This window comes from Roseomonas nitratireducens, from assembly GCF_017813355.1.
Taxonomy (GTDB): domain Bacteria; phylum Pseudomonadota; class Alphaproteobacteria; order Acetobacterales; family Acetobacteraceae; genus Neoroseomonas; species Neoroseomonas nitratireducens.
Map to the genome: position 1 here is coordinate 456,540 of NZ_JAGIYZ010000001.1, position 23,978 is coordinate 480,517.

The window sequence follows — 23,978 nt, forward strand, 5'->3', positions numbered from 1 at the left end:
GTCCTGACCTGACCGGGGTGGTGTGTTATGCCGGATCCGCAACGACGGACCCGGACCCCGCCGCCCCATGCCTGCCGCGCTTCCCGGCATCATCGCCCTGCTCGCGGGCCTCGCCTGGCTCGCCGGCGTGCTGTGGTTCCTGCGCCATTTCCGCGCCCCGGCCGTCGCGGCGGAGGGGCGCGTCTCGCTGCTGCTCGCCGTCACCGGCCGCACCGATGGCCTGCCGCCGCTGTTCGCCGCGCTGGCGCGGCAGACGCTGCGGCCGCGCCGGCTGATCGCCGCCGTCGAATCGGAAGCCGACCCCGCCTTCGCGCAACTGCGCGAACTCGCCCCCGCGCTGCCCTTCCCGGTCGAGATCGTCGTCGCCGGGCTCGATGACCGGCGCAGCCAGAAGGCGACGAACATGATCGCCGGGCTGCGGCTGGTCGACGACCAGGACGACGCGCTGGTGCTGCTCGACGCCGACATCCTGCCGCAGGACCGATGGCTCTCCTGGCTCGCCACCCCCGCGCTGAACGGCACGGCGGAGGTGGTGACGGGCTATCGCTGGCACGCGCTGGACGGCGCGGGGCCGGCGCGGCACCTCGTCGCATGGCTCGACCGCGCGCTGGCGCTCGGGCCGCGCTTCGTCGCCTCGGGGCTCGTCTGGGGCGGGTCCGTGGCACTCTCCCGCGCCGCGATCGCGCGCATGAACCTGGAAGGCGCCCTGGCGCGGACCTTCTCGACGGATGGCGCGATCAGCCGCCGCGCCCGCGCCCTGCACCTGCGCGTGCTGACGCGCCGCGCCGTGCTGGTGCCGACCCCGCCCGAGGGCGGCGACCGGGAGGCGATCGCCTTCAAGCGCCGGCAATTGCAGATCGTGCGCGTCTACGTGCCGCGGCTGTGGTGGCTGCTCGGCACCATCCTGGCGATGGAGGCCGCGGCGGTCCTCCTGCTCGCCATGGCGCTGGCCGGCGACGCGGCGGCGCTCGCCTGGCTGGCGCCGGTCGCAGCACTCGGCCTGGCCCGCGCGGCGCTGCAGGACCATGTGACGCGCGCCGTGGGCATCCGCGAAGGGCCTGGCGCGCGGCTCGCGCAGCTTCTGGCCGGCGCCGCCGTGCCGTTCACCGCCCCGCTCGTGCTGCTGCTGTTCGCGACCAGCGCGCGCACGCGCGTCATCCGCTGGCGACACGTGGAATACGAGGTGCGCGGCCCCGACCAGGTGCGCGTGCTGCGCCGCCATCGGCACGGCGCGACGGCGTGACGCGCGCCACCTGCCCGATCACCGGGGCGGCGGCGGCGCTGGTGCAGGAAATCCCCAACGGCCTGCTGCGCGGCCTCTGGCGTCGTTCCTTCGGCGTGGATCCGACACCCCTGCCGCCCGGGCGCACCGGGCTGTGGCGCGCGCCCTGCGGGCTGGTGTTCTTCGCCCCGGCGGCGGAAGGCGACGGCGCCTTCTACGAAAGCCTCTACGCGCGGCTCGATGCCGGCGGGCGGCTGCGCCGGGCCGGGCGCGACCGTGCCGAATACCCGCACGCGGCCGCGCGCATCCGCGCCGGCGACGCGGTGCTGGAGGTCGGCGCGGGCGCGGGCGCCTTCGCGCGGCTGATCCCCGGCGCGCGCTATCTCGGGCTCGACCCGAACCCTTCCGCCCATGCGGCGACGGGGGCCCCGGTCGTCGCCGAACCCCTCGCCGGCCACGCCGCGCGGCATCCGGAGGCCTACGACGCCGCCTGCGCCTTCCAGGTCATCGAGCATGTCGCGGATCCGCTCGCCATGGCGCGCGACATGGCGCGCTGCGTGCGGCCGGGCGGGCTGGTGATGCTCGGCGCGCCGACCTGGCCCTCGGCCATGACGGCGATCCCGAACTTCGTCCTCAACGCCCCGCCGCATCACCTGTCCTGGTGGAACGAGGGCGCGATGGCCGCACTCGCCGCGCGCTGCGGCTGGGCGGTGGAGGAGATGCGCGCCCTGCCGCCCGTCGCCGCCCAGCCGCTGATCCACTGGATGGGGCGGCTCGCGCCGGTCAAGGCGCGGGCGGAAGGACCCTATTTCGCGCATCGCTACGGCTGGCACGTGTCGCTCGCCGCCGCCGCGGTCGGCGCGCGCATCGCCGCGGCGCTGCTGCCCTTCCCGCGCGATCCGGCGCCGATGTTCGTGCTGATGGTCGCCCGCAAGCCTTGACGCGGCGGCCGGGCTCGCCGTTCCTGGCCACCACATGCCCGACTCCATCCCGCCCTTCGCGCCGCTGCCCACCGGCCGCTTCCTGCTGCGCCCGCTGCGCGCCGAGGATGCCGCCGAGCTGCACCGCCTGGTGAACGACTGGGAGGTGGCGAAGACGCTCGCCCGCGTGCCCTTCCCCTATCCGCGCGACCTCGCCGACGAATGGATCGGCTCGACCGCCGAGCGCCTGGCGGAAGGCGAGGCCTATCACCTGGCGATCGCGCGGAGCGAGGAGGAAGGCGGCGCGCTGCTCGGCTGCGTCGGGCTGACGCTCGACCGCGCGGCGCGCAGCGCAGAGCTCGGCTACTGGGTCGGGCGGCGCCACTGGGGGCAGGGCATCGCGCCGGAAGCGGCGGGGCGGCTCGCGCGCTGGGCGCTGGCGAACCTCGCCATCGACCGGCTGACGGCGAGCGCGCTGACCGACAACGCGCGCTCCGCCGCCGTGCTGCGCCGCATCGGCTTCCGCCCGGTGGGGGAGGGGGAGCGCGACTTCCTCTCCCGCGGCGGCGCCATGCCGGTGCTGCTGTTCGAGGCCGGGCGCGGCGACATCGCCCCGTCGGCGACGGCCGCCGCGCCCGCGCCGGCGGAACCGCCGGTGGAAGGCGGCAAGCCGATTCTCCTGGTCGCCGCGGTCGGGCTGATCGACCCCGACAACCGCGTGCTGCTGGCGCGCCGGCCGGAGGGCAAGCCGCTCGCCGGCCTGTGGGAATTCCCCGGCGGCAAGGTGCGGCCGGGGGAGACGCCGGAGCGCGCGCTGATCCGCGAGTTGAAGGAAGAACTCGGCATCGACGTGACCGAGGCCTGCCTCGCGCCCTTCGCCTTCGCCTCGCATGGCTACGAGTCCTTCCACCTGCTGATGCCGCTGTTCCTCTGCCGCCGCTGGCAGGGGGCGGTGACGGCGCTGGAAGGGCAGGCGCTGGCCTGGGTGCGGCCGCAGCGGCTGGCGGACTATGCGATGCCGCCGGCGGATGTGCCGCTGGTGGCGTTGTTGAGAGACTTTTTGTAGGACCTCAATCGCCGGCGCGCGCATGCGCGCGCTTGGCTTGCGCGCCGTGGACGGGCGCGCCGGGCGCGGCTGACAGGCTGGGCGCGTTCGCGCTTCGCGCTCGCGGATCGAGGCGGGGCCTCGATCCGGTGTGTTTGTGTGCCTCAGGCGCCGGCGCCGCCGTCCGGCGGCTTGGCTTGCGCGCCGTGAACTGTCGCGCCTGGCGGGAGTGATGGTCTGGGCGCGTTCGCGCTTCGCGCTCGCGGATCGAGGCGGTGCCTCGATCCGGTGTGTTTGTGTGCCTCAGGCGCCGGCGCCGCCATCCGGCGGCTTGGCTTTCGCGCCGCGAACCGTCGCGCCGGGCGGGGGTGATGGTCTGGGCGCGGTCGGGCTTCGCCCTCCCGGATCGAGGCAGGGCCTCGATCCGCTTGGCGCGGGGCCTGTTGGCGGGCACGGAGTGGATTCGGCCTCGTTCCGCCTTTTCCCGCCGCGCGCCAACCGCCTATCCTCGCGGCCGGAGGATTCGTCATGAGCAACCCGACCGCCTGCCTGCTGATCATCGGCAACGAGGTGCTCTCGGGCCGCACCCAGGACGCCAACCTGAAGTTCCTCGCCACGCGCCTCGGCGAGATCGGCATCCCGCTGCGCGAAGCGCGCGTCATCCCCGATATCCGCGCCACCATCGTCGCCACGATCAACGAGGTGCGGGCCAAGTTCGACCACGTCTTCACCACCGGCGGCATCGGCCCGACGCATGACGACATCACCAGCGAATGCGTCGCCGAGGCCTTCGGCGTGCCCTGGGAACCGCAGCCCGAGGCGTGGCGGCGGCTCGAGACGCACTACGCCCGCCAGGACCCGCCCGGGGATTTCAACGCCGCGCGCCAGCGCATGGCGACCATGCCGCGCGGCGCGGAACTGATCGACAACGTCGTGTCCATCGCGCCGGGCTTCACGGTCGGCAACGTCCATGTGCTCGCCGGCGTGCCGCGCATCATGCAGGCGATGTTCGAGGCGCTGGCCCCGACGCTGAAGGGCGGCGCGCCGGTCGTCTCCGCCGCCGTGCACGCGAACGGGCTCATGGAAGGACGCATCGCGGACGGGCTCGCCGACATCCAGGGCCGCTATCCGGAAATCGACATCGGCTCCTACCCCTACTACCGGGCGGGCGGCGGCGGCGTCGCGGTGGTCGCCAAGGGCACGGATGCGGATGGCGTGAAGCGCGCCGCGCATGACGTGCTGGTCTTCATGCGCGCCTGCGGCGCCCTGCCGGTGGAAGGCGAACCGGCCTGACGGCGCTGCCCGCGCCGGCATCGTCCTGCGCGCATCCTCCCGCACACGAGGTGATTCCAGCCACGGGCGATCTGCTCTAAGCCCTCGCCCATGCCGGATCCCGCCTTCGCCCGCCACATCGCGGCTTGCAACAACATCGCCTCCCCCGCCGGGCTGATCGCCTTCCGCGTCGGCGCGGCGCAGGTCGGCTGGGTCTCGCCCGACCTCGCCCAGGCGCTGACCTTCCGCCCGCGCGACTTCCATTTCGACGCGGATGGCGTCGCGCTGGCCGCGCGGCTGCGTACGCCGGGGCAGCGCAGCGAGGCGCTGGCCCAGGCGCTGCCCGCGCTCGTCGCCGGCGGCTTCCTGCGCATCCGGCGCGAATTGTTCGATGTGCGGGAGACGAGCGGCGGCCCCGCGCTCGCCGCCATCGACCGCGGCGCCCTGCCGGCCTTCGGCATCATGTCCCAGGGCGTGCACGTGAACGGCCTGGTGCGCCGCGCCGACGGGCTGCACATCTGGGTGGGCGTGCGCTCGCGCGACAAGGCAGTGGCACCGGGCCAGCTCGACAACATCGTCGCCGGCGGCATCCCGGCCGGGCTGTCGCCCGAGGAATGCCTGGTGAAGGAAGCGGCGGAGGAAGCCTGCCTGCCGCCCATGCTGGCCGCCGCCGCGCGCCCCGCGGGCCGCGTCTCCTACGTCATGCGCAACGAGGAAGGGCTGCGGCGCGACGTGCTGCACTGCTACGACCTCGACATCCCCGAGGGCGTCATCCCCCGCCCCGGCGACGACGAGGTGGAGCGCTTCGAGCTCTGGCCCGCCGCGCGGGTGGTCGAGACGGTGCGCGCGACCGATTCGGTGAAGTTCAACGTCAACCTCGTGCTGCTCGACCTGTTCCTGCGCGAGGGGCTGGTGCCCGACCCCGACGGCGCGCTGCGCGCCGGGCTGGACCAGGGGCCGGATTGACCGCCGCCGCCGCGGCGCCATGTGCGGACACATGAGCACCACCACCGCCGAGACCATCCCCGCCGCCTGGCCCGCCTGGCTGGTCGACGAACTCCGCTCCGACCATGCCGGGGAGACCGGCGCGGTCCGCATCTACGACGGCATCCTCGCCTTCAGCCGCGACCCCGCCGTGCGCGACTTCGCCACCCGCCACCGGGAGACGGAGCAGGGGCATCTCGACCTGCTGAACGGCCTGCTGCCGCCCGCCGAGCACAGCCGCCTGCTGCCGATCTGGCGCGTCGCCGGCTGGCTGACCGGCGCGCTGCCCGCGCTGTTCGGCCCGCGCGCGGTCTTCGCTACCGTCGACGCGGTCGAGACCTTCGTCGACCACCATTACCGCGCCCAGACCGAGCGACTCGAGCGCGAGGGCATCCTCCCCGAGATCCACGCCCTGCTGGAAAGGTGCCGGGAGGAGGAGGTCCATCATCGCGACGAGGCGCGGGAGGCCGGCGAGGGCCCGGCCTATGGCCCGCTGTTGCGCGCCTGGGCCTGGGTGGTGGGCAGCGGGTCCGCCGCCGCCGTCGCGGCCGCCAAGCGGATCTGACGCCGGCCGCGGGGCGGACGCAGCGCGGCGCGTCCGCCCCGCGCCGATCCTTCCGCAATGCAACCGATGGGGGGTGGACTCGCGGCCCCCTTGCCCGCCACCTTCGCCAGGGCATCCAGCGCCGCCTTTCCTCCCCCCAAGGCGCGGCTGCCGGGAGACGTCGATGATGCCACGCCTCGCCCGCCTCGCCCTTCTCGCGACCGTCGCCATCCTGCCCGCCTGCGGCCCCACGACGATGGAGCAGCAGAGGGTGGCTGGGCTGGAACGCGACCTCGGCGCCGCCCAGACCCGCACGCGCGAACTGACGACCCAGGTGGCCGACCTGGAACGCACGCTGGCCGCCGAGCGCCGCGCGCGCGGCGACCTCGCGGCGATCGAGCGGCAGCTGGTGCGCGCGCGGGCGGACCTCGGCACCGCTCGGTCCGGCCGCTCGGCGGCGGAGGAGGAAGCGGCGCAGCTCGCCCGCCGGGTGGCCGAGGAGGAACGGCGCCTCGCCGCGCTGCAGCAGGACAGCGCGCAGGCCCAGGGCGTGGTGGAAAGCCGCCGCGCGGCGGCGGCCGAATCGGAACGGCGCCTGGCCGGCCTGCGCGACCAGACCAACACCGAGGAACGCCGGCTGACCGCGCTGCGGGCCGAGGCGAGCGCGGCGGAAGGCCGCGTGGCCAGCCTCGGCGCCCGCGCGGGCGAGGAACAGCGGCGCGGCGAGGCGCTGCGCGCCGAGGCCGCCGCGACGGAACGGCGGCTCGCCGAACTCAACGCCCGCAGCACGGCGGAGGAACGGCGCCTGGCTGATATCCGCGCCCAGCAGACGGCCCAGGAAGGCCGGCTGCGGGAGACCGAGACGCGGCTCGCTTCCGCCCGCGACGCGGTCACGCGCGCCGAGGCCGAGGCGACGGCGCGGCGGCAGGCGGTGACGAGCCTCGATGGCGAGGTGGCGCGCCTGACCGCGTCGCGCGACCAGGTGGCGGCGGAACTGCGCGGGCTGCAGCAGCGCAGCGGCGAATTGCGCGCGAACGTGACCCAGGCCGAGCAGCGCCTTGCGGAGCTGCGCCAGACCGCGGACGCCGAGCAGCGCCGCATCGCCGGGCTGCGGGAGGAAGCGCAGACCGCCGAGCGCGTGGTCGCCGAGCGCCGCGCCGCCGCCGCGGCGGCCGAGCGCCAGGCGCAGGACGCCGTCGCGCGCGGGACGCAGGACGCGGCGCGCGCGCGGGCCGAGGCCGATGCCGCCCGCGCCCAGCTTGCCGCCGCCGAGCGCCAGCGCGCCGAACTCGCCGCCCAGACCGAGGCGCTGCGCAACGAGCTCGCGACGGCCGAGCGCCGGCGCGCGGAACTCGCCGGGCAGATCGCCGCGGCCGAGGCGCGGCTGACGGAACGCCGCGGCACGCTGACGGAACTCGAGCAGCGCATCATCCGCGCGCGGGAGGCGGGCAATCCGGGCGCGGTGACGGTAATCGCGCCTTCGCCTGACGCGCCGGCGGCGCCGGCCACGCCGCGCTGAGACAGGGGATGGGGCTGGTGGAGCGGGCGAAGGGAATCGAACCCTCGTCACTTGGTTGGGAACCAAGAGCTCTACCATTGAGCTACGCCCGCGTGCCTTCGGTATAGTCGGGCCGGACGGGGGCGGGCAAGACCGGCGCTTGACCTCTCGGGCCGGCCCGGCGTAACGACGGGGCCGGCGGAGACGCCCCTCGCGATTTGTCCGGCCAGCTTGCGGCGAGGTTCCCTTCGGGGGCGCATCCCACGGGATGCGAAAAGAAGCGCGCTAAACGGCCGTGCGGGTGGAACGCGCCCGCCGCCCGTGAAGGGGCCGGACGCTTCGTTTCGCGAAGGTTCGCCCCATGGCCAAGTCCAGCCCCGACCGCCCGCTCCGCCCCGCCACGCTGCTCGTGCGCGGCGGGCAGATGCGCTCGGGATTCGACGAGACGGCGGAGGCGATGTTCCTCACCTCCGGCTTCGTCTACGACAGCGCCGCCCAGGCCGAGGCGACCTTCGCCGGCACCGAGGTGCACTACCAGTATTCCCGCTTCGGCAACCCGACCGTCGCGATGCTCGAAGCCCGCATCGCCGCGCTCGAAGGGGCGGAGGCCTGCCGCTGCACCGCCACGGGCATGGCCGCGGTGCATGCCGCGATGCTGTCGCACCTGAAGGCCGGTGATCGCGTCGTCGCCTCCCGCGCCCTGTTCGGTTCCTGCCACTGGATCGTCTCGACGCTGCTGCCGCGCTACGGCATCGCGACGGAGTTCGTCGATGGCGGCGACCTCGCGCAGTGGGAAGCGGCGCTGTCCCGGCCCACCACGATGGTGCTGCTGGAGACGCCGTCCAACCCGATGCTCGACATCGTGGACCTCAGGGCGGTGTGCGACCTCGCCCACAAGGCGGGCGCGCTGGTGGTGGTGGACAACGTCTTCGCCACGCCGCTGCTGCAGAAGCCGATGGCCTTCGGCGCCGACATTGTCGTCTATTCCGCGACCAAGCATTTCGACGGCCAGGGCCGCGTGCTGGGCGGCTGCGTGCTGGGATCCAAGAAGTGGGTCGAGGACGTGCTGCAGCCCTTCATCCGCAACACCGGCCCGTCCATCAGCCCCTTCAACGCCTGGGTGATCCTCAAGGGGCTCGAGACGCTGCACCTGCGCGTGCCCGCCATGTGCCGCAACGCCGCCGCGGTCGCCGACATGCTGGCGGAACGCGCCGAGGTCGCGCGCGTGCTGTACCCCTTCCGCGCCGACCATCCGCAGCAGCGCCTGGCCATGGCGCAGATGTCGGCCGGCGGCACGCTCGTCACCTTCGACCTGAAGGGCGGCAAGGACGCCTGCTTCCGCTTCATGGACGCGCTGCGGCTGATCGACATCTCGAACAACCTCGGCGATTCGAAGTCGCTCGCGACGCATCCCGCCACCACGACGCATATGCGCGTGGGCGCGGAGGAACGCGCGCGGCTCGGCATCGCGGACGGCACGGTGCGGCTTTCCGTCGGGCTCGAGGATGTCGCGGACATCATCGACGACCTCAGCCAGGCGCTGGACGCGGCGAACGCAGCGACGGCGCGCGCGGCGGAATAGCGCCGTGGCGGTCGAGACCTGGTTTGCCTTCCTCGCCGCGACCGCGGTGCTGCTGGCGATCCCGGGGCCGACCATCCTGCTGGTGATCGGCCAGTCGCTGGGCGCGGGGCGGCGGGCGGCGCTGCCGCTCGTGGCCGGGGTCGCGCTCGGCGACCTGACGGCGATGACGCTGTCGCTGGCCGGCCTCGGCGCGCTGCTCGCGGCATCCGCCACGCTGTTCACCGTGCTGAAATTCGCCGGCGCGGCGTATCTCGTGTGGCTGGGCGTGCGCCTGTGGCGCGCGCCGGTGGAGGACGGGGCCGCGGCACCCGTCTCCGCCCGGCGCGCCTTCCGCGACGCCTATGTCGTCACCGCGCTCAATCCGAAGTCGATCGCCTTCTTCGTCGCCTTCGTGCCGCTGTTCGTCGATGCGGCCGCCCCCTTCATGCCGCAGGCGGTGGTGCTGGTGGCCAGCTTCGTGACGCTCGCGGCACTGAATGCGGGCATCTACGCGCTGCTCGCCGCGCGGCTTTCGGGGGCGGTGCGCCGGCCCGCGGTGCGGCGCGCCTTCAACCGCGGCGGGGGCGCGCTGCTGGTCGGCGCGGGGATCGCCACGGCGGCGATGCGGCGCGGCTGACGCCGGCGCATATGGACAAGACCCCGCCCGTGGCGCTTCAGTGAGGCTACGGGGAGTGGCAAGGGCCATGGCCAGGAAGGACGAGTTCAGCGCGACCACGCGTGGCATCCGCGTGTCGGTGCGCGCCTTCTACCTCGCCGATCAGTCCGAGCCCGAGCGCGGGCAGTACGTCTGGGCCTATCGCGTCGAGATCGCGAACACGGGGCCGGAGACGGTGCAGCTGCTGCGCCGGACCTGGGAGATCACCGACGCGCTCGGCCGCACCCAGACGGTCCACGGCGCGGGCGTGATCGGGGAACAGCCGGTGCTCGAGCCCGGCGGGCGCTTCGAATACACGTCCGGCACGCCGCTGCAGACATCCTCCGGCTTCATGCGGGGCGCCTACCACATGGTGGTGCAGGACAGCGGGGAGGCCTTCGACGTGGCGATCCCCGCCTTCAGCCTGGACAGCCCGCACCAGCCCTCCGGACGGGTGCATTGAAGGCCCGGCTTGCGCCCCCGGCGCATGCCCCCATGTCAGCCGCAACCAGGACCGAGGGGCACGCCGAGCGGCCCCCATCCCCTGGCATCGCGCTGCCGGAAAGACCCTTGCCCGTGAACATCCACCTCCCCGCCGCCCGCCCCGAGGACGAGAAGGCCTCCACCCTGCAACGGCCGACGCAGGAGCAGGCGGAGGACGCGATCCGCACCCTGCTTCTTTGGGCCGGGGACGATCCGAACCGGGAAGGGCTGCTCGACACGCCCAAGCGCGTGGCCAAGGCCTATCGCGAATGGTTCTGCGGCTACGAGGAAGACCCGGTCGAGCTGCTCGCCCGCTCCTTCGAGGAAGTCGAGGGCTATGACGAGATGGTGCTGCTGCGCGACATCCGCGTGGAGAGCATGTGCGAGCACCACATGTGCCCGATCATCGGCAAGGCGCACATCGCCTACCTGCCGAACGGGCGCGTCGTGGGCATCAGCAAGCTCGCCCGCGTGGTGGAAGCCTTCGGCAAGCGCCTGCAGATCCAGGAGAAGCTGACCGCGCAGGTCGCCAACGTCATCAACGACGTGCTCAAGCCCAAGGGCGTGGCCGTGGTGTTCGAGGCGGTGCACCAGTGCATGACGACGCGCGGCGTGCACAAGACCGGCGTGTCGATGGTGACGTCGCGCATGCTCGGCGCCTTCCGCGACGATGCCTCCACGCGGCGGGAGTTCCTGTCCATGATCCAGGGCAGCCGGGGCGCGGGCGGGGAGGGCTGAGCCCTTCCGCCGGCGGTCGATGAGGGGGTCCGGTCCGGCCGGCCCCCTTTTTCTTGACCCTTTGGCGTAAAGTGTCTAGTTGACACTTGTGATCGCTGCCCTGTCCCCGCCCGAGGCCGACCGCCCCGACGCGTCGCTCGGGGAGCGGCTCCGCGCCGCGCGGCTGGCCCGGGCGGCCGCCGACCCGCGCGGCTTCTCCGTCCGCGCCGTCGCCGCGCGGCTCGCCGTCTCGGCGACCTATCTCTCGCTGGTGGAACGCGGCGCGCAGCGCCCGACCGAGCCCTTCCTGCGCGCGCTCGCCGCCGATCTCGGGCTGGAGGCGGAAGCGCTGCTGCCGCTCGCCGGCCGGGTGGCGGAGGACGTCACCGCCGCCCTGCTCGCCCGCCCCGCCTTGGCCGAGGCCGTCCGCGCCCTGCGCGACCTGCCGGAGGCCGAGTTGACCCGCACCATCCGCCGCATCCGCGACGGCGAATGGTAGATCCTGGAAGGAGACCGCCATGGCGCTTGGCCTCGACCGCGACACGCTGATCTTCGAGTTCCCCGAGGTCCATCGCGACGCCGTGCTGCGCGTCGAGTTCCAGCGCACGCTGCGCGTGCCGGACGACGGAAGGCGGCACCGCCTGCCGCCGGGCCTCGGCCGCTTCCCGCTGCGCGCGGTCGATGACCTGGACCCGGCGCGCCTGCCCGCGGGCTGGGCGCGGCGCGGCGGCATCGCCATGCCGATGTGGCAGGCCGAGGCCTGCTGGCTGAATTTTTCCTCCCCCACCGGCTACCCGTTCCTGCTCAAGGTCGCGGCCGGCAAGGTGAACGCGGTGAACGGCAAGCCCTGGGACAACGCGCCCGACTTCGCCGACCAGGACTACCTGGAGGTGCCGGGCCAGCCCTGGCTCGACGGCTTCTGCGTGGAGAAGGGCGTGGTGCGGCAATTCGTCGCGATGCCGCTCGGGCAGGGATACACGGCCGAGGAGCAGGTGACCGGCTCTGCCGAGCATGGCGGCGTGCAGCTGCTCGCCCATCCGCTGAAGGCGGCGCTGTGGGAGAAGCGGCTCGAGGAGGCGCGCAACGCTCCCGTCCACGCCTACATGGCGATGTGCGTCGACGGGCTGGCCACGCCGATGATGCCCAGCGCCATGGGCCTCGCCCCCGGCGGGTCGATCCTGCAGGAGATCAAGGAGGCGTCGGAGCCGCCCGAGGCCTGGGAAACCACCGCCCGCTCCCGCTGCTTCGTCCACCTGGCGAACAGCCTCGCCTGGCAGGCCATCGCGGGGGAGGCGCCGCCGACCGTCCCGCCGACCGCGGCCGACTACGCCCGCGCCGGCCTGCCCTGGTTCGAATGGTACGCGGACGGCCCGGCGAAGGCGGGCTCGCCGATCCTTGCCGGGCTGAAGTCGGTCGCCGCGCTGGGCCGGGAGAAGGGGCAGGCGCCCCTGCCCGAGAACGAGGGCTTCGAGCCGCCCGAGCCCATCCGCCTCGGCCCCAGCGCGCGGGTGCCGATGGACGGGTGGTGGTAGGGCCGGGTCAGGCGACCGCCTCGGCCTCGACCTCCACCTTGAAGGCGGGGCTGGCCAGCGCCGCCACGACCAGCAGCGTGCTGGCCGGGGCGTGGCCGGCGAGGAAGGCGTCCCGCCGCGCCCGCCAGGCGCCGACCAGCGCGGTGTCGGTCAGGAAGACGGTCATCTTGACGATGTTCGCCGGCCCCATGCCGTGCGCGGCGAGGATGGCGCCGAGATTGGCCAGCGACTGGTCGATCTGCGCCTCCGGGTCCTCCACCAGCGAGCCGTCCGGGCGCAGTCCCACCTGGCCGGAGGCGACCAGCCGCCGGCCCTCCCCTTCGATCAGCGCCGCCTGGGAATAGCGGGATTGCGGCATCGGCGCGCCGGGCGGGTTGGAGAAGGTGATGCGGGCCATGGCGGGTGCTCCCTCGGGGTTCGGTCTTGGCGCGCGGGGTCGCCGCGCGCGGGCGGCGTCAGCTGCGCGGCAGCGGCTCGGCCTCGACCGGCGCGGCGGCGGGCGCGGGGGCGGCCGGGGCGGCGAGCACCGCGCGCAGGTTCCGCCGCAGCTGGAACTCGAATTCCACGTTCAGGTCGCGGCCGGCCTGGCGGACGATCTCGTCCGCGCGCCGGGCGCGGTCGGCCTCGCTGCCGGCCGGGCCGCTCATCGTCCGGCGCACCTCGGCCTCGGCGAAGCCGGCCGGCTGGCCCTCGGGGGAGACGATCTCGAGCCGGCAGCGCAGCGTGCAAGTCAGCCGTTCCGACCCGCCGGTGAAGACGCCGCCCGAGCTGCTCTCGCGCACCAGCGTCGCGGCGACGGTGCGGAAGCGCGCCACCCCCGGGCCACCGGCGGCCGACAGCCGGTCCTGGGCCATGATGCGCACCACCTCGGCGGGCGGCAGCGGCGCGGGGGGCATGGCGCGCACCGCGGAGGGTTCGGGCGGGACGATCTCGAGCCGTTCCACCGCGATGCGCAGCGGCGTCAGGTGGCTGTAGGAGGGCGGGCCGGAAGGCGGCGGCGGCGGCGCATCCCCCCCGCCGCAGGCGGCGGTGGCGAGCAGCGCGGGCAGCACGGCGCGGCGGGGCAGGGACATCGGCCTCAGCGCTCCACGGCGCCGCTGATCTCGGCGCGCTCGAAGCGGAAGCCGATGTTGCAGAACTCGCAGGTCATGGTGATCGTCCCCTCCTCCGCCATGTGGTCGAGGTCCTCGGCGCCGAAGCCGCCCAGCACGCCGGCCAGCCGCGCGCGGGAACAGCGGCAGCCGTAGGAGAGCGCGCGGGCGCGGTCGACCGCGAGCCCCTCGGCGTGGAACAGCCGGTGCAGCAGCCGCTCGCCCGTCAGGGCGTCGTCCAGCAGCTCGGCATCGGTCAGCGTCGCGGCCAGCGCGACGGCGGTGCGCCAGGCATCGTCCTGCGCGGCGGTGTCCATGTCCTGCCCGATCCCGCCCGCGCCGGCGACGCGTTCCAGGATCAGCGCGGCGGCGCGCCAGCCCGCCGGCGTCTGCGCGCAGGCGAGGTGGACATGCGTCGCGATCTGCTCCGAGCTGCGGAAATAGGCGCCGGTCATCTGCGTGAGGCTTTCGCCCTCGATCGCGACGATGCCCTGGTAGCGCTCCATGTCCGGCCCCTGGTCGCAGGTGAAGGCCAGGTAGCCCTGCCCGAGCAGCGCGGCGGCGCTGGGCGCCGGATCCTCCGCCAGTAGGGCGGCGAGCCTGTCGCCATCGGCGCGCGCATAGCCGCGCAGCGCGCCGGAATCGGTGCAGTCGGCCAGCAGCATCGGCACGGCGCCGTCGCCCTTGGCCTGCAGGCTGAAGGACCCGCGGAACTTCAGCGCGGCGGCGAGGCCCGCGGTCAGCGCCAGCGCCTGGCCCACGAGCATGGTGACCGACGGATCGTTGTCGTGGCGCGTCAGCAGCGCGTCGGCCAGCGGCCCGAGCCGGATGAGCCGCCCGCGGACGGGACGCTGGTGCAGGTGGAAGGGTAGCACGCCGCGCGGCACGACCAGGTCGGGCACGGGCGGCCGGTCATGGTTGAGGAAGGCGGGCGTCGCGGAAGGTTCGGTCGGGCTGGACACGTGGGGGCCTGGAGGTTCGGCCCCCTAGATAGGCGCCCCCGGCCGCCGCGTCCAAGGCGGCCGGGGCGGAATGGTTCAGGCGGCGCGCAGCGTGGCGACGATGCCGTCCACCTCCTGCTTCAGGGCCTGGCCGCTCGCATCCACCTCGGCGGCGACGTCGCGCAGTTCCTCGACGCGGGCGGCGGCGGTCTCGGCGCCGTGGCGCAGTTCCACCACGCTGCCGGAGACTTCCTCGGTGCCGCTGGCCGCGAGGCCGGCGCCGCGGGCGATTTCCTGCGTCGCCGCGCCCTGCTGCTCGACCGCCGCGGCGATGGCGCTCGCCACGTGGTCCACTTCGCGCACCACCTCGCCGATGCCCTGGATGGCGGCAACGGCCTGGCCGGTGCTGCCCTGGATCTCGGCGATCTGGCGGCCGATCTCCTCGGTCGCCTTGGCGGTCTGGGCGGCGAGGGCCTTCACCTCGCTCGCCACCACGGCGAAGCCCTTGCCGGCGTCCCCGGCGCGCGCCGCCTCGATCGTGGCGTTGAGCGCGAGGAGGTTGGTGCGCCCGGCGATGTCGCTGATCAGGCCGATCACCTCGCCGATCCGCTGCGCGCCCTCGGCCAGCTGGCGGACGCTCGCATCGGTCGCGCCGGCCTGCTCGGCGGCGCGGCGGGCCATGGTCGCGGCCTGGCCGACCTGGCGGGTGATCTCGGTGATGGAGGCGGCCATTTCCTCGGCCGCGGCCGCGACGGTCGAGACATTGGCGCTGGCGCGGTCGGCGCCGGACGCCGCGGTGGCGGCCTGGGCGGACGCCGCGGCGGCGCCGTCGGCCAGATGCATCGTCGCGCCGTTCAGCCGCGTGGCGGAGGCGGCCAGCGCGCGCGTGACCGTGGCCATCCGTTCCTCGACCGTGCGGGCCGCGGCCTCGGCGGCGGTGCGGCGGGCGGCCTCGGCCTGGGCGCGGGCCTCGGCGGCCTCCTGTTCGGCGCGCGCGGCGCGGATCGTCGTCTCCCGCAGGGTCTCGACGGCGCGGCCGATGCGGCCGAGCTGGTCGGCGCGGTCGCGGCAGGGCACATCGACATCCGTCCGGCCTTCGGCGATGGCGCCGATCGCCCGGGTGATGCCGTCGAGCGGCCGCATGGCGCGGACGATGACGACCCAGAGCAGCAGGCCGACCAGCGCCGCGACGCCCGCCGCCGTGAGGATGGCGTTGCGCGCCTGGGCGGCGACCTCGGCGGCGATGTCCTCGACCGGGACGCCGACGAAGAGGAGCCCGACCTGCCGGCCGCCCGCGTCGCGGATCGGCTCGTAGATCGTCATGTGGTCGCGGTCGAGGATGACGTTGCGGCCGCGATAGGTCTGGCCGCGGGTGATGGCGGCATCGTAGGCGGCGCCGGCGGCGAGCCGTGTGCCGACGCCGCGCGTGCCGTCCGGCCGCTGCACGTTGGTCGCGATGCGCTGGTCGCCCTGGAAGATGGTGGCGACGCCGCCGGCGACGCGCTTCACCGCGTCCACGACGTCGTTGCGGCCTTCGACCGGCTGGCCGCCAAGCGTCAGCTTGCCGTCGCGGATCGCCCATTCGGTGCCGAGGGGGCGCAGCATCTCCCGCAGCAGGGAGAGGTTCATGTCGAGCGCCGCCTGCGCGCGCTGCATGCTGCGCTGCTCGTAGCTCCTGACCTCGACGAACTGGACGGTGCCGACGGCGAGGGCGACCGCCACGAGCGCGACGCTCACGAGCTTCGGCACGATGCCGATGCGTCGGGTGGCGCTGACGAGGCGGGCGGGCAGTGCGAACGCCATGATGCATTCCCTGGCAATGAATTCCTCTCGTAACGATCGCACAAAACTGTGAAGCCGATCTTTCCGGCCGGAATTTTCGGTCAGAGCGGCTGGCGTGGCGCCTCCGATCGGCAGGCGCCGGGGCATGGCTCCGGGTTGCCGGATGGGCCGGAGACCGGTGCCCGGATGGCGGGGCCGCGGGCCTGTCCGTCTGCGCCGTGTCGGTCGCGGGGGCGACGGCCGGGCACGCGGCGCCTGGCGCGGCGCGGGCACGACCAAGCGCGACGCGCCGCGGGTCCAGTCGCGTCGCGCGGATGGCGCGTGGGTCATGTCGCGCCTATGGCGCGCGGGTCATGTATCGCCTATGGCGCGCGGGTCATGTATCGCCTATGGCGCGCGGGTCATGTATCGCCTAGAGCGCGCGGGTCGCCCGCGCGGCGGGCGCTAAGGCGGGGATGGGCCGGCGCTGGGCCTCAGCCCAGGCCGAGCGCCCAGAGCAGCACGCCCTTCTGCGCGTGCAGCCGGTTCTCCGCCTCGTCGAACACCACGCTCTGCGGGCCGTCCATCACCTCGTCCGTGATCTCCTCCCCGCGATGGGCGGGCAGGCAGTGCATCACGATCGCATCCGGCGCGGCGTGCTTCAGCAGCGCGGCGTTCAGCTGGTAGGGTGCAAGCAGGTTGTGCCGCTGCGGCGCGCGGCCTTCCTTCTCGTCCGACATCGAGACCCAGGTGTCGGTGACGACGCAGCGCGCGCCGGCCACCGCCGCGCGCGGGTCGTTGGTCAGCTCGATCGCCGCGCCTTCGCGCCGCGCCCAGTCGAGCAGCGCGGCCGGCGGGGCGAGTTCGGGTGGCGTCGCGATGCGCAGCGTGAAGCCGAAGCGCGCCGCGGCCTGGATGAAGGATTGCGCGACATTGTTGCCGTCCCCCGTCCAGGCGACGACCTGCCCGGCGATCGGGCCGCGATGCTCCTCGAAGGTCATCACGTCGGCCATGATCTGGCAGGGGTGGGAGATGTCGGTCAGGCCGTTGATCACCGGCACCGTCGCGTGTTCCGCCAGCTCGCGGATCTTCCGCACGTCGTCCGTGCGCAGCATGATCGCGTCGACGTAGCGCGACAGCACGCGCGCGGTGTCCGCCGGCGTCTCGCCGCGCCCCATCTGCATGTCGCGGGAGGTCAGCACCACGGCGTCGCCGCCCAGCTGGCGGATGCCGACCTCGAAGGACACGCGCGTGCGCGTGGACGGCTTCTCGAACAGCAGCGCGATGTTCTTGCCGGCGAGGGGGCGGTTCGTCACCTCCCCGCGCTTGGCCTTCGCCGCCAGGTCGAGCATGCGCCGCAGCGCCGTCGCCTCGATGTCCATGATCTCGAGGAAATGGCAGGGGGCGCCAGGCCCCCCGCCGATCGTCTTGAGCATCGCGCTCACTTCGCCGCCACCTGCGCCCCCGATGGCGTCATGCGGCGGCAGGCGCGGTCGAGAAGTGCTACCGCCTCGTCCGCCTCGGCTTCCGTGATGATCAGCGGGGGGGCGAGGCGGAGCACGTTCATGCCCGCCGCGACGGTCAGCAGGCCCTCGGCCACCGCCGCGCCCTGCATCTCCCCGTTGTTCACCTCCGGACGCAGCTTGATGCCGAGCAACAGGCCGGCGCCGCGCACTTCCTCGATCACCGCCGGATGCTTCGCGGCGAGGTCGAGCAGGGCGCGCCACAGGTGCCGCGCGACGCGATCGACCCCGTCGAGGAAGCCCGGCGCCATCACGACGTCCATGACCGCGAGCCCCGCCGCGCAGGCGAGCGGATTGCCGCCATAGGTCGTCCCGTGCGTGCCGGGCTTGAGGTGCTTGGCCACCTTCTCCTTCGCCAGGATCGCGCCGAGCGGGAAGCCGCCGCCGATGCCCTTCGCGCTGGACATGACGTCGGGCTCGATCCCCGCCCACTGGTGCGCCCAGAGCTTGCCCGAGCGCCCCATGCCGGTCTGCACCTCATCCAGCGCGAGCAGCAGGCCGAACTCGTCGCAGACCTGGCGCAGCTCGCGCAGGAAGCGGATCGGCGCGGGCCGCACGCCGCCCTCGCCCTGGATCGGCTCGATCATGATGCCCGCGGTCTGCGGCGTGATGGCGCTGCGGACCGCGTTCATGTTGTCGAAGGGCACATGGGTGAAGCCCTCGACCGGCGGGCCAAAGCCGGCCAGGTACTTCTCGTTGCCGGTCGCGGCGAGCATCGCGAGCGTGCGGCCGTGGAAGGCGCCGTCGAAGCAGATCATCCCGAAGCGCTCGGGATGGCCGTTCTCGGCGTGGTACTTCCGCACCGCCTTCACCATGCCCTCATTCGCCTCGGCGCCCGAGTTGCAGAAGAAGACGCTGTCCGCGAAGGACGCGGCGACATGGCGGGCGGCGAGCTCCTCGGCCTGGGGCACGCGATACAGGTTCGAGACGTGCATCACCCGCGCGGCCTGCTCGGCGATCGCCTTCACCAGGTGCGGGTGGCCGTGGCCGAGCGAGGAGGTCGCGATGCCGGCGCCGAAGTCGAGGAAACGTCGCCCGTCGACCGTCCACAGGCGCGCGCCCTCGCCCTTCTCGAAGGCGAGCTCGGCACGGTTGTAGGTCGGCATCAGGGCGGGAATCACGGAATGCGCTCTCCGTCTTTCCCCGGGCGGGCGCGCGCGACAGCCGCGGCGCTGGCGCGGGGAAACGCGAAGATTAACCGCAAGACGGCCGCTGGTGGAAGGCCGAGGGGGCGCCGCCCCCTCGGGCTCCCCCGCCAGAGGCCGAAAGGCCTCTGGACACCGTCACCTTGCGGCGCGCGGGCCGGGGCGCGGAACATCCGGCTTCCTTCGCGGCGCCCGCCGGGACATTGTGGGGGCGGGAGCGACTTCAGCGCGCGGCGACCGTCCGGACCGGAGGCGCCTTGCGGGTATTGCTGATCGATGGGGAGGCCGAGCGGGCCGCCGCCGTGGCGGCCGGGCTGGAAGCGGCCGGCTGCCGCGTGGTCGCGGTCGCCCCCGACGCCGGGGACCTGATCGCGCGGGTGCGGGAGGCCCAGGCCGACGTCATCGTCTGCGACATCGACGACCCCGGGCGCGATGCGCTCGAGAGCATGCGCGCCCTGCATCGCGACGAACCCCGGCCGGTCGTGGTCTTCGCCGCCCGCGGGGAACCCGAGCAGATCGAGGCGGCGATCGAGGCGGGCGTCGCCGCCTATGTCGTCGAAGGGCTTTCCCCCACCCGCGTCCGGCCGGTGATCGAAGTGGCGATCCGCCGCTTCCGCGCCCACCAGGCGCTGCGGGCGCGACTCGAGGAAGCGCAGGCGACACTGGCCGACCGCGTGGTGATCGAGCGGGCGAAGGGCGTGCTGATGCAGCGCCGGCGCCTGTCGGAGGAGGACGCCTATCGCCTGCTGCGGCGCTGGGCGATGGATCGCGGGGAGAGGCTGGCGCAGGTGGCGCAGCGGTTTTTGCGCGATATATAATCATAATGAACGCTTATTGATCGATTTCGGTCGCAAAGTCGAAGAATCGCCCAATCAGCGGGCGGCTTTTTGCTTCCCCTCCGCCGGCGCCCTGTGCTTTTTCCGTTGCGCCGCAGCATCGCGGCAGGTGCCCGCCGCAACGAGGTGGCGGGCCTCCTGAGCCCTTCCATGCGTCACCCGTGGGCCAATGGCGGTCCGCGATCGAGGCGATCATCGCCTCCGGACCGCCGCGACATGGATGCTCCGCCCCTGCGCATCGGCTATGTCCCGCTGACCGACGCGGCCCCGCTCGTCGTCGCGGACGCGCTGGGCTTCTTCGCGGCGGCCGGGCTGCGCGTCGTGCTCTCCCCCGAAAGGGCCTGGGCGACGCTGCGGGACAAGCTGGCCTTCGGCGTGCTGGATGCCGCGCATCTGCTCGGGCCGATGGCGGTGGCGCTCGCGGTCGGCGCTGGCGGGCTGAAGCGGCGGCTCGACGTCACGCTGCGGCTCGGGCGGAACGGCAATTGCCTGGTGCTGTCGCATGCGCTCGCCGACGCGGCCGGCGCCGTCGCGCCGCCGCTGCCGGCCGCCGCCTTCGCCGCCGCCCTGCATGCGCGGGCCGAGGAAGGCCTGCCGCCGCCCACGCTCGGCGTGGTGTTCCCGCATTCCTCGCACAACTACCTGCTGCGCGAATGGCTCGCCTCGGGCGGGCTCGACCCGGACCACGACGCCCGGCTGGTCGTCGTGCCGCCGCCGCAGATGGCCCGTGCGCTGGCCGAGGGCGCGATCGAGGGCTTCTGCGCCGGCGAGCCCTGGGGCAGCCACGCGGTCGCGCTCGGCGCCGGGCGCTACGCGCTGTCCACCGGCGACATCTGGCCCGACCATCCGGAGAAGGTGCTCGCCTTCGCCGAAGGCTTCGCGCTTCGCGCGACGGACCAGGTCGTCGCCGCGACCGCCGCGGTGATCGAGGCACAGCGCTGGCTCGACGATCCCGCGAACCGCCCGGCCGCCGCCGCGCTGCTGGCCGAGCGCGTCTTTCCCGGCATGCCGCACGCCACGGTCGCGGCGGCGCTCGAAGGCTGCGTCGCCGCGCCGCCGGGCGGGCTGCCCGCCCGGCTCGCCGCGCCGCTCGGCTTCGATCCCGACCACCCGCCATCGCCGGCCACCGCCGAGCGCTGGTTCGCCGCCATGCGCCGCTGGGGCCACCTGCCCGCCGGCGCGGCGGAGGATGCCGCCCGCGGCCCCTGGCGCCCCGACCTCTGGCAACGCGCCGCCGCGCGCCTTGCCCCTTCCGCATCCACCCCGATCCCGCAGGAGCCCGCCGCATGACGAGCATCCCGACCACCCGCCGCAGCGCCATCGCCGCCACCGCGGCGCTTCTCGCCGCCGCCCGCGCCGCCACGCCGCGCGGCGCCTTCGCGCAGGGGGCGACGACGCCGGAGGTCCGCAAGGCGACCCTCGGCTTCATCGCGCTGACCGACAGCGCGCCGCTGATCATCGCCAAGGAGAAGGGCTTCTTCGCCAAGCACGGCATGCCGGAGGTCGAGGTGGCGCGCCAGGCGAGCTGGGGTGCGACGCGCGACAACCTCGTGCTCGGCGGCGGGCGCGGCGGCATCGACGGCGCGCACCTGCTGACGCCCATGGCCTACCACATCCACATGGGCCGCATCGTGCAGAACAGCCAGCCGGTGCCGATGGCGCTGCTCGCGCGGCTCAACACCAACGGCCAGGCGATCAGCGTCGCGGAAAAGCACAAGCCCCTCGGCGCCCGGCTCGATGCGTCGCCGCTCAAGCGCGCGCTGAACAGCGACAGCAAGGTCGCCATGACCTTCCGCGGCGGCACGCACGACATGTTCATCCGCTACTGGCTCGCCGCCGGCGGCATCGACCCGGAGCGCGACGTCTCCACCATCGTCGTCCCGCCGCCGCAGATGGTCGCCAACATGCGCGTCGGCACGATGGACGCCTTCTGCGTGGGCGAACCCTGGAACGCGCAGCTGGTGAACCAGCGGCTCGGCTACACCGCGCTCGTCACCGGCGAGTTCTGGAAGGACCATCCGGAGAAGTGCTTCGCCATGCGCGGCGACTTCGTGCAGCAGAACCCGCGCGCGACGGAAGCCATGACGGCCGCCGTGATCGAGGCCGCGCGCTGGTGCGACACGCCGGCCAACAAGCAGGAGATGTGCGAGATCCTCGGCCGCCGCGCCTGGTTCAACGTGCCGGTCAACGACATCATCGGCCGCATGCGCGGCGAGGTGGACTACGGCGACGGCCGCCGCGCCACGAACCTCGACATCACCATGAAGTTCTGGCGCGACCATGCCTCCTACCCCTTCCGGTCGCACGATTTGTGGTTCCTCACCGAGAACATCCGCTGGGGCATCCTGCCGGAGGGTCTCGACACCGCGCCGCTGCTGCGGGAGGTGAACCGGGAGGACATCTGGCGCGCCGCCGCCGCGCGCGCCGGCGTGCCGAACGCCGAGACGCCCACCGGCACGTCGCGCGGGCGGGAGACCTTCTTCGACGGCAAGGTCTTCGACCCGGAGAACCCGCGCGCCTATCTCGACAGCCTCGCGATCAAGAAGCTGAGCGCGGCGTGATCCGATGAACGCGCTCTCCCCCCCGCCCGCGCCCGCCGCGCTGGCCGCTTCCGCGCCCGCCGCGCCGCGCGCGCCGACGCTGACGGAAAGGCTGCGCCCGCGCGTCCGGCATGTGCTGGCCGTCATGCTGCCGCCGCTGATGCTGCTCGGCTTCCTGCTCGCGCTGTGGGAATGGGCGGCGGGCGGGCCGGCGGCGTCGCTGCCGCCGCCCTCGCGCGTCTGGTCCGACGCGAAGGAGCTGATCCTCAACCCCTTCTACGACCGGGGCGGGCTCGACAAGGGGCTGGGCCTGCACCTGATGGCGAGCCTGCAGCGCGTCGCGGTGGGCTTCCTGCTCTCGGCCGTCATCGGCGTCGCGCTGGGGATGCTGGTCGGTTCCTCCCGCTTCGCGATGCGCGCGCTCGACCCGTTGTTCCAGGTGCTGCGCACGGTGCCGCCGCTCGCTTGGCTGCCGCTGTCCCTCGCCGCGTTCCGGGAGGCGCAGCCCTCGGCGATCTTCGTCATCTTCATCACCGCGGTCTGGCCCATCATCATCAACACCGCCGTCGGCGTGCGGAACGTGCCGGCCGACTACCGCAACGTCGCGCGCGTCATCCGCCTTTCGCCCTTCGACTGGTTCCTGCGCATCGTGGTCCCCGCCGCCGCGCCCTACATCTTCACCGGGCTGCGCATCGGCGTGGGGCTGTCCTGGCTCGCGATCATCGCCGCCGAGATGCTGATCGGCGGCGTGGGCATCGGCTTCTTCGTCTGGGATGCGTGGAACTCCTCCAACCTCTCCGACATCATCGTGGCGCTGGTCTATATCGGCCTCGTGGGCTTCGCCCTCGACCGTGTGATGGCGCTGGTCGGCCGCGCCGTGACGCGCGGCACCACCGAGCAGTGAGGGCCGCCGCCATGGAACGCGCCTTTCTCGAGATCAGTCGCGTCGTCGTCCGCTTCAATCCCGGCGCGCCGCCGGTGCTGAACGGCATCGACCTGAGGGTGAAGCAGGGGGACTACGTCGCCGTCATCGGCCATTCGGGCTGCGGCAAGTCCACCCTGCTCAACGTCGTCGCCGGGCTGCTGCCCGCGACGCTGGGCGGCGTGGTGCTGGAAGGGACCGAGGTGACCGAGCCTGGCCCCGACCGTGCCGTGGTGTTCCAGAACCATTCCCTGCTGCCCTGGCTGACCGTCTACGAGAATGTCCGCCTCGCGGTCGACCGCACCGTCGGCCGGTCCATGTCGCGCGCCGAGCGCGACGCCTGGACGCGGGAGAACCTGGCGCTGGTGCGCATGGCCGACCACGCGCAGAAGCGCCCGCACGAGATCTCGGGCGGGATGAAGCAGCGCGTCGGCATCGCCCGCGCGCTGGCGATGCGCCCCAAGGTGCTGCTGCTGGACGAGCCCTTCGGCGCGCTGGACGCGCTGACGCGCGCCCATCTGCAGGACCAGGTGATGGACATCCACGCCCGGCTGGGGACAACCGTCATGATGATCACGCACGACGTGGACGAGGCGGTGCTGCTGTCCGACCGCATCGTGATGATGACGAACGGCCCGAACGCGACGATCGGGGAGGTGCTGGAGGTGGATCTGCCACGCCCGCGCGACCGGCTCGCGCTCGCCTCCGATCCGCGCTTCCTCGCCGCGCGCGAATCGGTGCTGCGCTTCCTGCACGAACGCCACGCCCTGCCGGCCGTCGCCTGAC

24 protein-coding genes and 1 tRNA gene are annotated in these 23,978 nt (G+C 73.7%); 18 read left to right on the plus strand and 7 right to left on the minus strand.

Annotated elements, in window-relative coordinates; translation table 11 throughout:
- The first annotated feature begins 67 nt into the window (after window positions 1-67).
- The 7 genes from J5Y09_RS02105 (at window position 68) to J5Y09_RS02135 (ending at window position 7,506) form a co-directional block, all read left to right on the plus strand.
- Window positions 68-1,243, plus strand: a complete 1,176-nt coding sequence (locus J5Y09_RS02105) for a glycosyltransferase (protein WP_209350049.1) — start codon at window positions 68-70, stop codon at window positions 1,241-1,243.
- The gene (locus J5Y09_RS02110; protein ID WP_209350050.1) at window positions 1,240-2,163 is read left to right on the plus strand and encodes a class I SAM-dependent methyltransferase; all 924 of its coding nucleotides are present in this window, start codon (window positions 1,240-1,242) and stop codon (window positions 2,161-2,163) included. The genes J5Y09_RS02105 and J5Y09_RS02110 overlap by 4 nt, the downstream gene beginning before the upstream one ends.
- Window positions 2,164-2,197: 34 nt before the next feature.
- Window positions 2,198-3,208: a bifunctional GNAT family N-acetyltransferase/(deoxy)nucleoside triphosphate pyrophosphohydrolase gene (locus tag J5Y09_RS02115; protein WP_209350051.1), complete on the plus strand. Its 1,011-nt coding sequence runs from the start codon at window positions 2,198-2,200 to the stop codon at window positions 3,206-3,208.
- Between the two features lie 507 nt (window positions 3,209-3,715).
- Window positions 3,716-4,480: a competence/damage-inducible protein A gene (locus J5Y09_RS02120; protein ID WP_209350052.1), complete on the plus strand. Its 765-nt coding sequence runs from the start codon at window positions 3,716-3,718 to the stop codon at window positions 4,478-4,480.
- Window positions 4,481-4,570: 90 nt separating this feature from the next.
- A complete protein-coding gene (locus J5Y09_RS02125) occupies window positions 4,571-5,425 on the plus strand; it encodes an NUDIX hydrolase (RefSeq protein WP_209350053.1) in 855 nt (284 codons plus the stop codon).
- 31 nt (window positions 5,426-5,456) lie between these two features.
- Entirely contained in the window at window positions 5,457-6,008 is a 552-nt protein-coding gene (locus J5Y09_RS02130) for a demethoxyubiquinone hydroxylase family protein (RefSeq protein WP_209350054.1), read from the plus strand.
- A gap of 163 nt (window positions 6,009-6,171) precedes the next feature.
- Window positions 6,172-7,506, plus strand: coding sequence for a coiled-coil domain-containing protein (locus tag J5Y09_RS02135; RefSeq protein ID WP_209350055.1), 1,335 nt, complete (start codon window positions 6,172-6,174; stop codon window positions 7,504-7,506).
- A gap of 18 nt (window positions 7,507-7,524) precedes the next feature.
- On the opposite strand, the gene J5Y09_RS02140 is transcribed toward J5Y09_RS02135, so the two are convergent.
- Window positions 7,525-7,598, minus strand: a tRNA-Gly gene (locus J5Y09_RS02140).
- 248 nt (window positions 7,599-7,846) lie between these two features.
- Here J5Y09_RS02140 and metZ point away from each other — a divergent pair.
- The 6 genes from metZ (at window position 7,847) to J5Y09_RS02170 (ending at window position 12,433) form a co-directional block, all read left to right on the plus strand.
- A complete protein-coding gene (metZ, locus tag J5Y09_RS02145) occupies window positions 7,847-9,067 on the plus strand; it encodes an O-succinylhomoserine sulfhydrylase (RefSeq protein ID WP_209350056.1) in 1,221 nt (406 codons plus the stop codon).
- 4 nt (window positions 9,068-9,071) lie between these two features.
- Window positions 9,072-9,683: a LysE family translocator gene (locus J5Y09_RS02150; protein WP_209350057.1), complete on the plus strand. Its 612-nt coding sequence runs from the start codon at window positions 9,072-9,074 to the stop codon at window positions 9,681-9,683.
- A gap of 67 nt (window positions 9,684-9,750) precedes the next feature.
- A complete protein-coding gene (gene apaG / locus J5Y09_RS02155) occupies window positions 9,751-10,164 on the plus strand; it encodes a Co2+/Mg2+ efflux protein ApaG (protein WP_209350058.1) in 414 nt (137 codons plus the stop codon).
- Between the two features lie 113 nt (window positions 10,165-10,277).
- Complete coding sequence (folE, locus tag J5Y09_RS02160) at window positions 10,278-10,922, plus strand: GTP cyclohydrolase I FolE (protein ID WP_342451380.1); 645 nt, start codon at window positions 10,278-10,280, stop codon at window positions 10,920-10,922.
- Window positions 10,923-11,010: 88 nt separating this feature from the next.
- Window positions 11,011-11,400 carry a helix-turn-helix domain-containing protein gene (locus J5Y09_RS02165; RefSeq protein ID WP_342451385.1) on the plus strand — a complete coding sequence of 130 codons (390 nt, stop codon included), beginning with the start codon at window positions 11,011-11,013 and terminating at the stop codon, window positions 11,398-11,400.
- A 19-nt stretch (window positions 11,401-11,419) separates the two neighbouring features.
- Window positions 11,420-12,433, plus strand: a complete 1,014-nt coding sequence (locus tag J5Y09_RS02170) for a hypothetical protein (RefSeq protein WP_209350061.1) — start codon at window positions 11,420-11,422, stop codon at window positions 12,431-12,433.
- 7 nt (window positions 12,434-12,440) lie between these two features.
- Here the strand turns inward: J5Y09_RS02170 and J5Y09_RS02175 are convergent, their stop codons facing one another.
- The 6 genes from J5Y09_RS02175 to J5Y09_RS02200 form a co-directional block, all read right to left on the minus strand.
- Window positions 12,441-12,830 carry a RidA family protein gene (locus J5Y09_RS02175; protein ID WP_209350062.1) on the minus strand — a complete coding sequence of 130 codons (390 nt, stop codon included), beginning with the start codon at window positions 12,828-12,830 and terminating at the stop codon, window positions 12,441-12,443.
- Window positions 12,831-12,888: 58 nt separating this feature from the next.
- On the minus strand, window positions 12,889-13,506 hold the full coding sequence (locus J5Y09_RS02180; protein ID WP_209350063.1) for a hypothetical protein: 618 nt from the start codon (window positions 13,504-13,506) through the stop codon (window positions 12,889-12,891).
- Window positions 13,507-13,511: 5 nt separating this feature from the next.
- Window positions 13,512-14,486, minus strand: coding sequence for an Hsp33 family molecular chaperone HslO (hslO, locus tag J5Y09_RS02185; RefSeq protein WP_209350064.1), 975 nt, complete (start codon window positions 14,484-14,486; stop codon window positions 13,512-13,514).
- Window positions 14,487-14,561: 75 nt separating this feature from the next.
- Window positions 14,562-16,268, minus strand: coding sequence for a methyl-accepting chemotaxis protein (locus tag J5Y09_RS02190; RefSeq protein ID WP_209350065.1), 1,707 nt, complete (start codon window positions 16,266-16,268; stop codon window positions 14,562-14,564).
- Window positions 16,269-16,720: 452 nt separating this feature from the next.
- The gene (argF, locus tag J5Y09_RS02195; protein WP_209350066.1) at window positions 16,721-17,662 is read right to left on the minus strand and encodes an ornithine carbamoyltransferase; all 942 of its coding nucleotides are present in this window, start codon (window positions 17,660-17,662) and stop codon (window positions 16,721-16,723) included.
- Window positions 17,663-17,667: 5 nt separating this feature from the next.
- Window positions 17,668-18,870, minus strand: coding sequence for an aspartate aminotransferase family protein (locus tag J5Y09_RS02200; RefSeq protein ID WP_209350067.1), 1,203 nt, complete (start codon window positions 18,868-18,870; stop codon window positions 17,668-17,670).
- Between the two features lie 281 nt (window positions 18,871-19,151).
- Between J5Y09_RS02200 and J5Y09_RS02205 the strand changes: the two genes are divergently transcribed.
- From J5Y09_RS02205 to J5Y09_RS02225, 5 genes are all read left to right on the plus strand, one after another.
- Window positions 19,152-19,712 carry an ANTAR domain-containing response regulator gene (locus J5Y09_RS02205; protein ID WP_209350068.1) on the plus strand — a complete coding sequence of 187 codons (561 nt, stop codon included), beginning with the start codon at window positions 19,152-19,154 and terminating at the stop codon, window positions 19,710-19,712.
- Between the two features lie 234 nt (window positions 19,713-19,946).
- Window positions 19,947-21,020 (plus strand): CmpA/NrtA family ABC transporter substrate-binding protein, encoded by a 1,074-nt coding sequence (locus J5Y09_RS02210; RefSeq protein WP_209350069.1) that lies wholly within the window; start codon window positions 19,947-19,949, stop codon window positions 21,018-21,020.
- Window positions 21,017-22,291, plus strand: coding sequence for a CmpA/NrtA family ABC transporter substrate-binding protein (locus J5Y09_RS02215; protein ID WP_245216737.1), 1,275 nt, complete (start codon window positions 21,017-21,019; stop codon window positions 22,289-22,291). The genes J5Y09_RS02210 and J5Y09_RS02215 overlap by 4 nt, the downstream gene beginning before the upstream one ends.
- A 4-nt stretch (window positions 22,292-22,295) precedes the next feature.
- The gene (gene ntrB / locus J5Y09_RS02220; protein ID WP_209350070.1) at window positions 22,296-23,174 is read left to right on the plus strand and encodes a nitrate ABC transporter permease; all 879 of its coding nucleotides are present in this window, start codon (window positions 22,296-22,298) and stop codon (window positions 23,172-23,174) included.
- An 11-nt stretch (window positions 23,175-23,185) separates the two neighbouring features.
- Window positions 23,186-23,977 carry an ABC transporter ATP-binding protein gene (locus J5Y09_RS02225; protein ID WP_209350071.1) on the plus strand — a complete coding sequence of 264 codons (792 nt, stop codon included), beginning with the start codon at window positions 23,186-23,188 and terminating at the stop codon, window positions 23,975-23,977.
- The last annotated feature ends 1 nt before the right edge of the window (window position 23,978 follow it).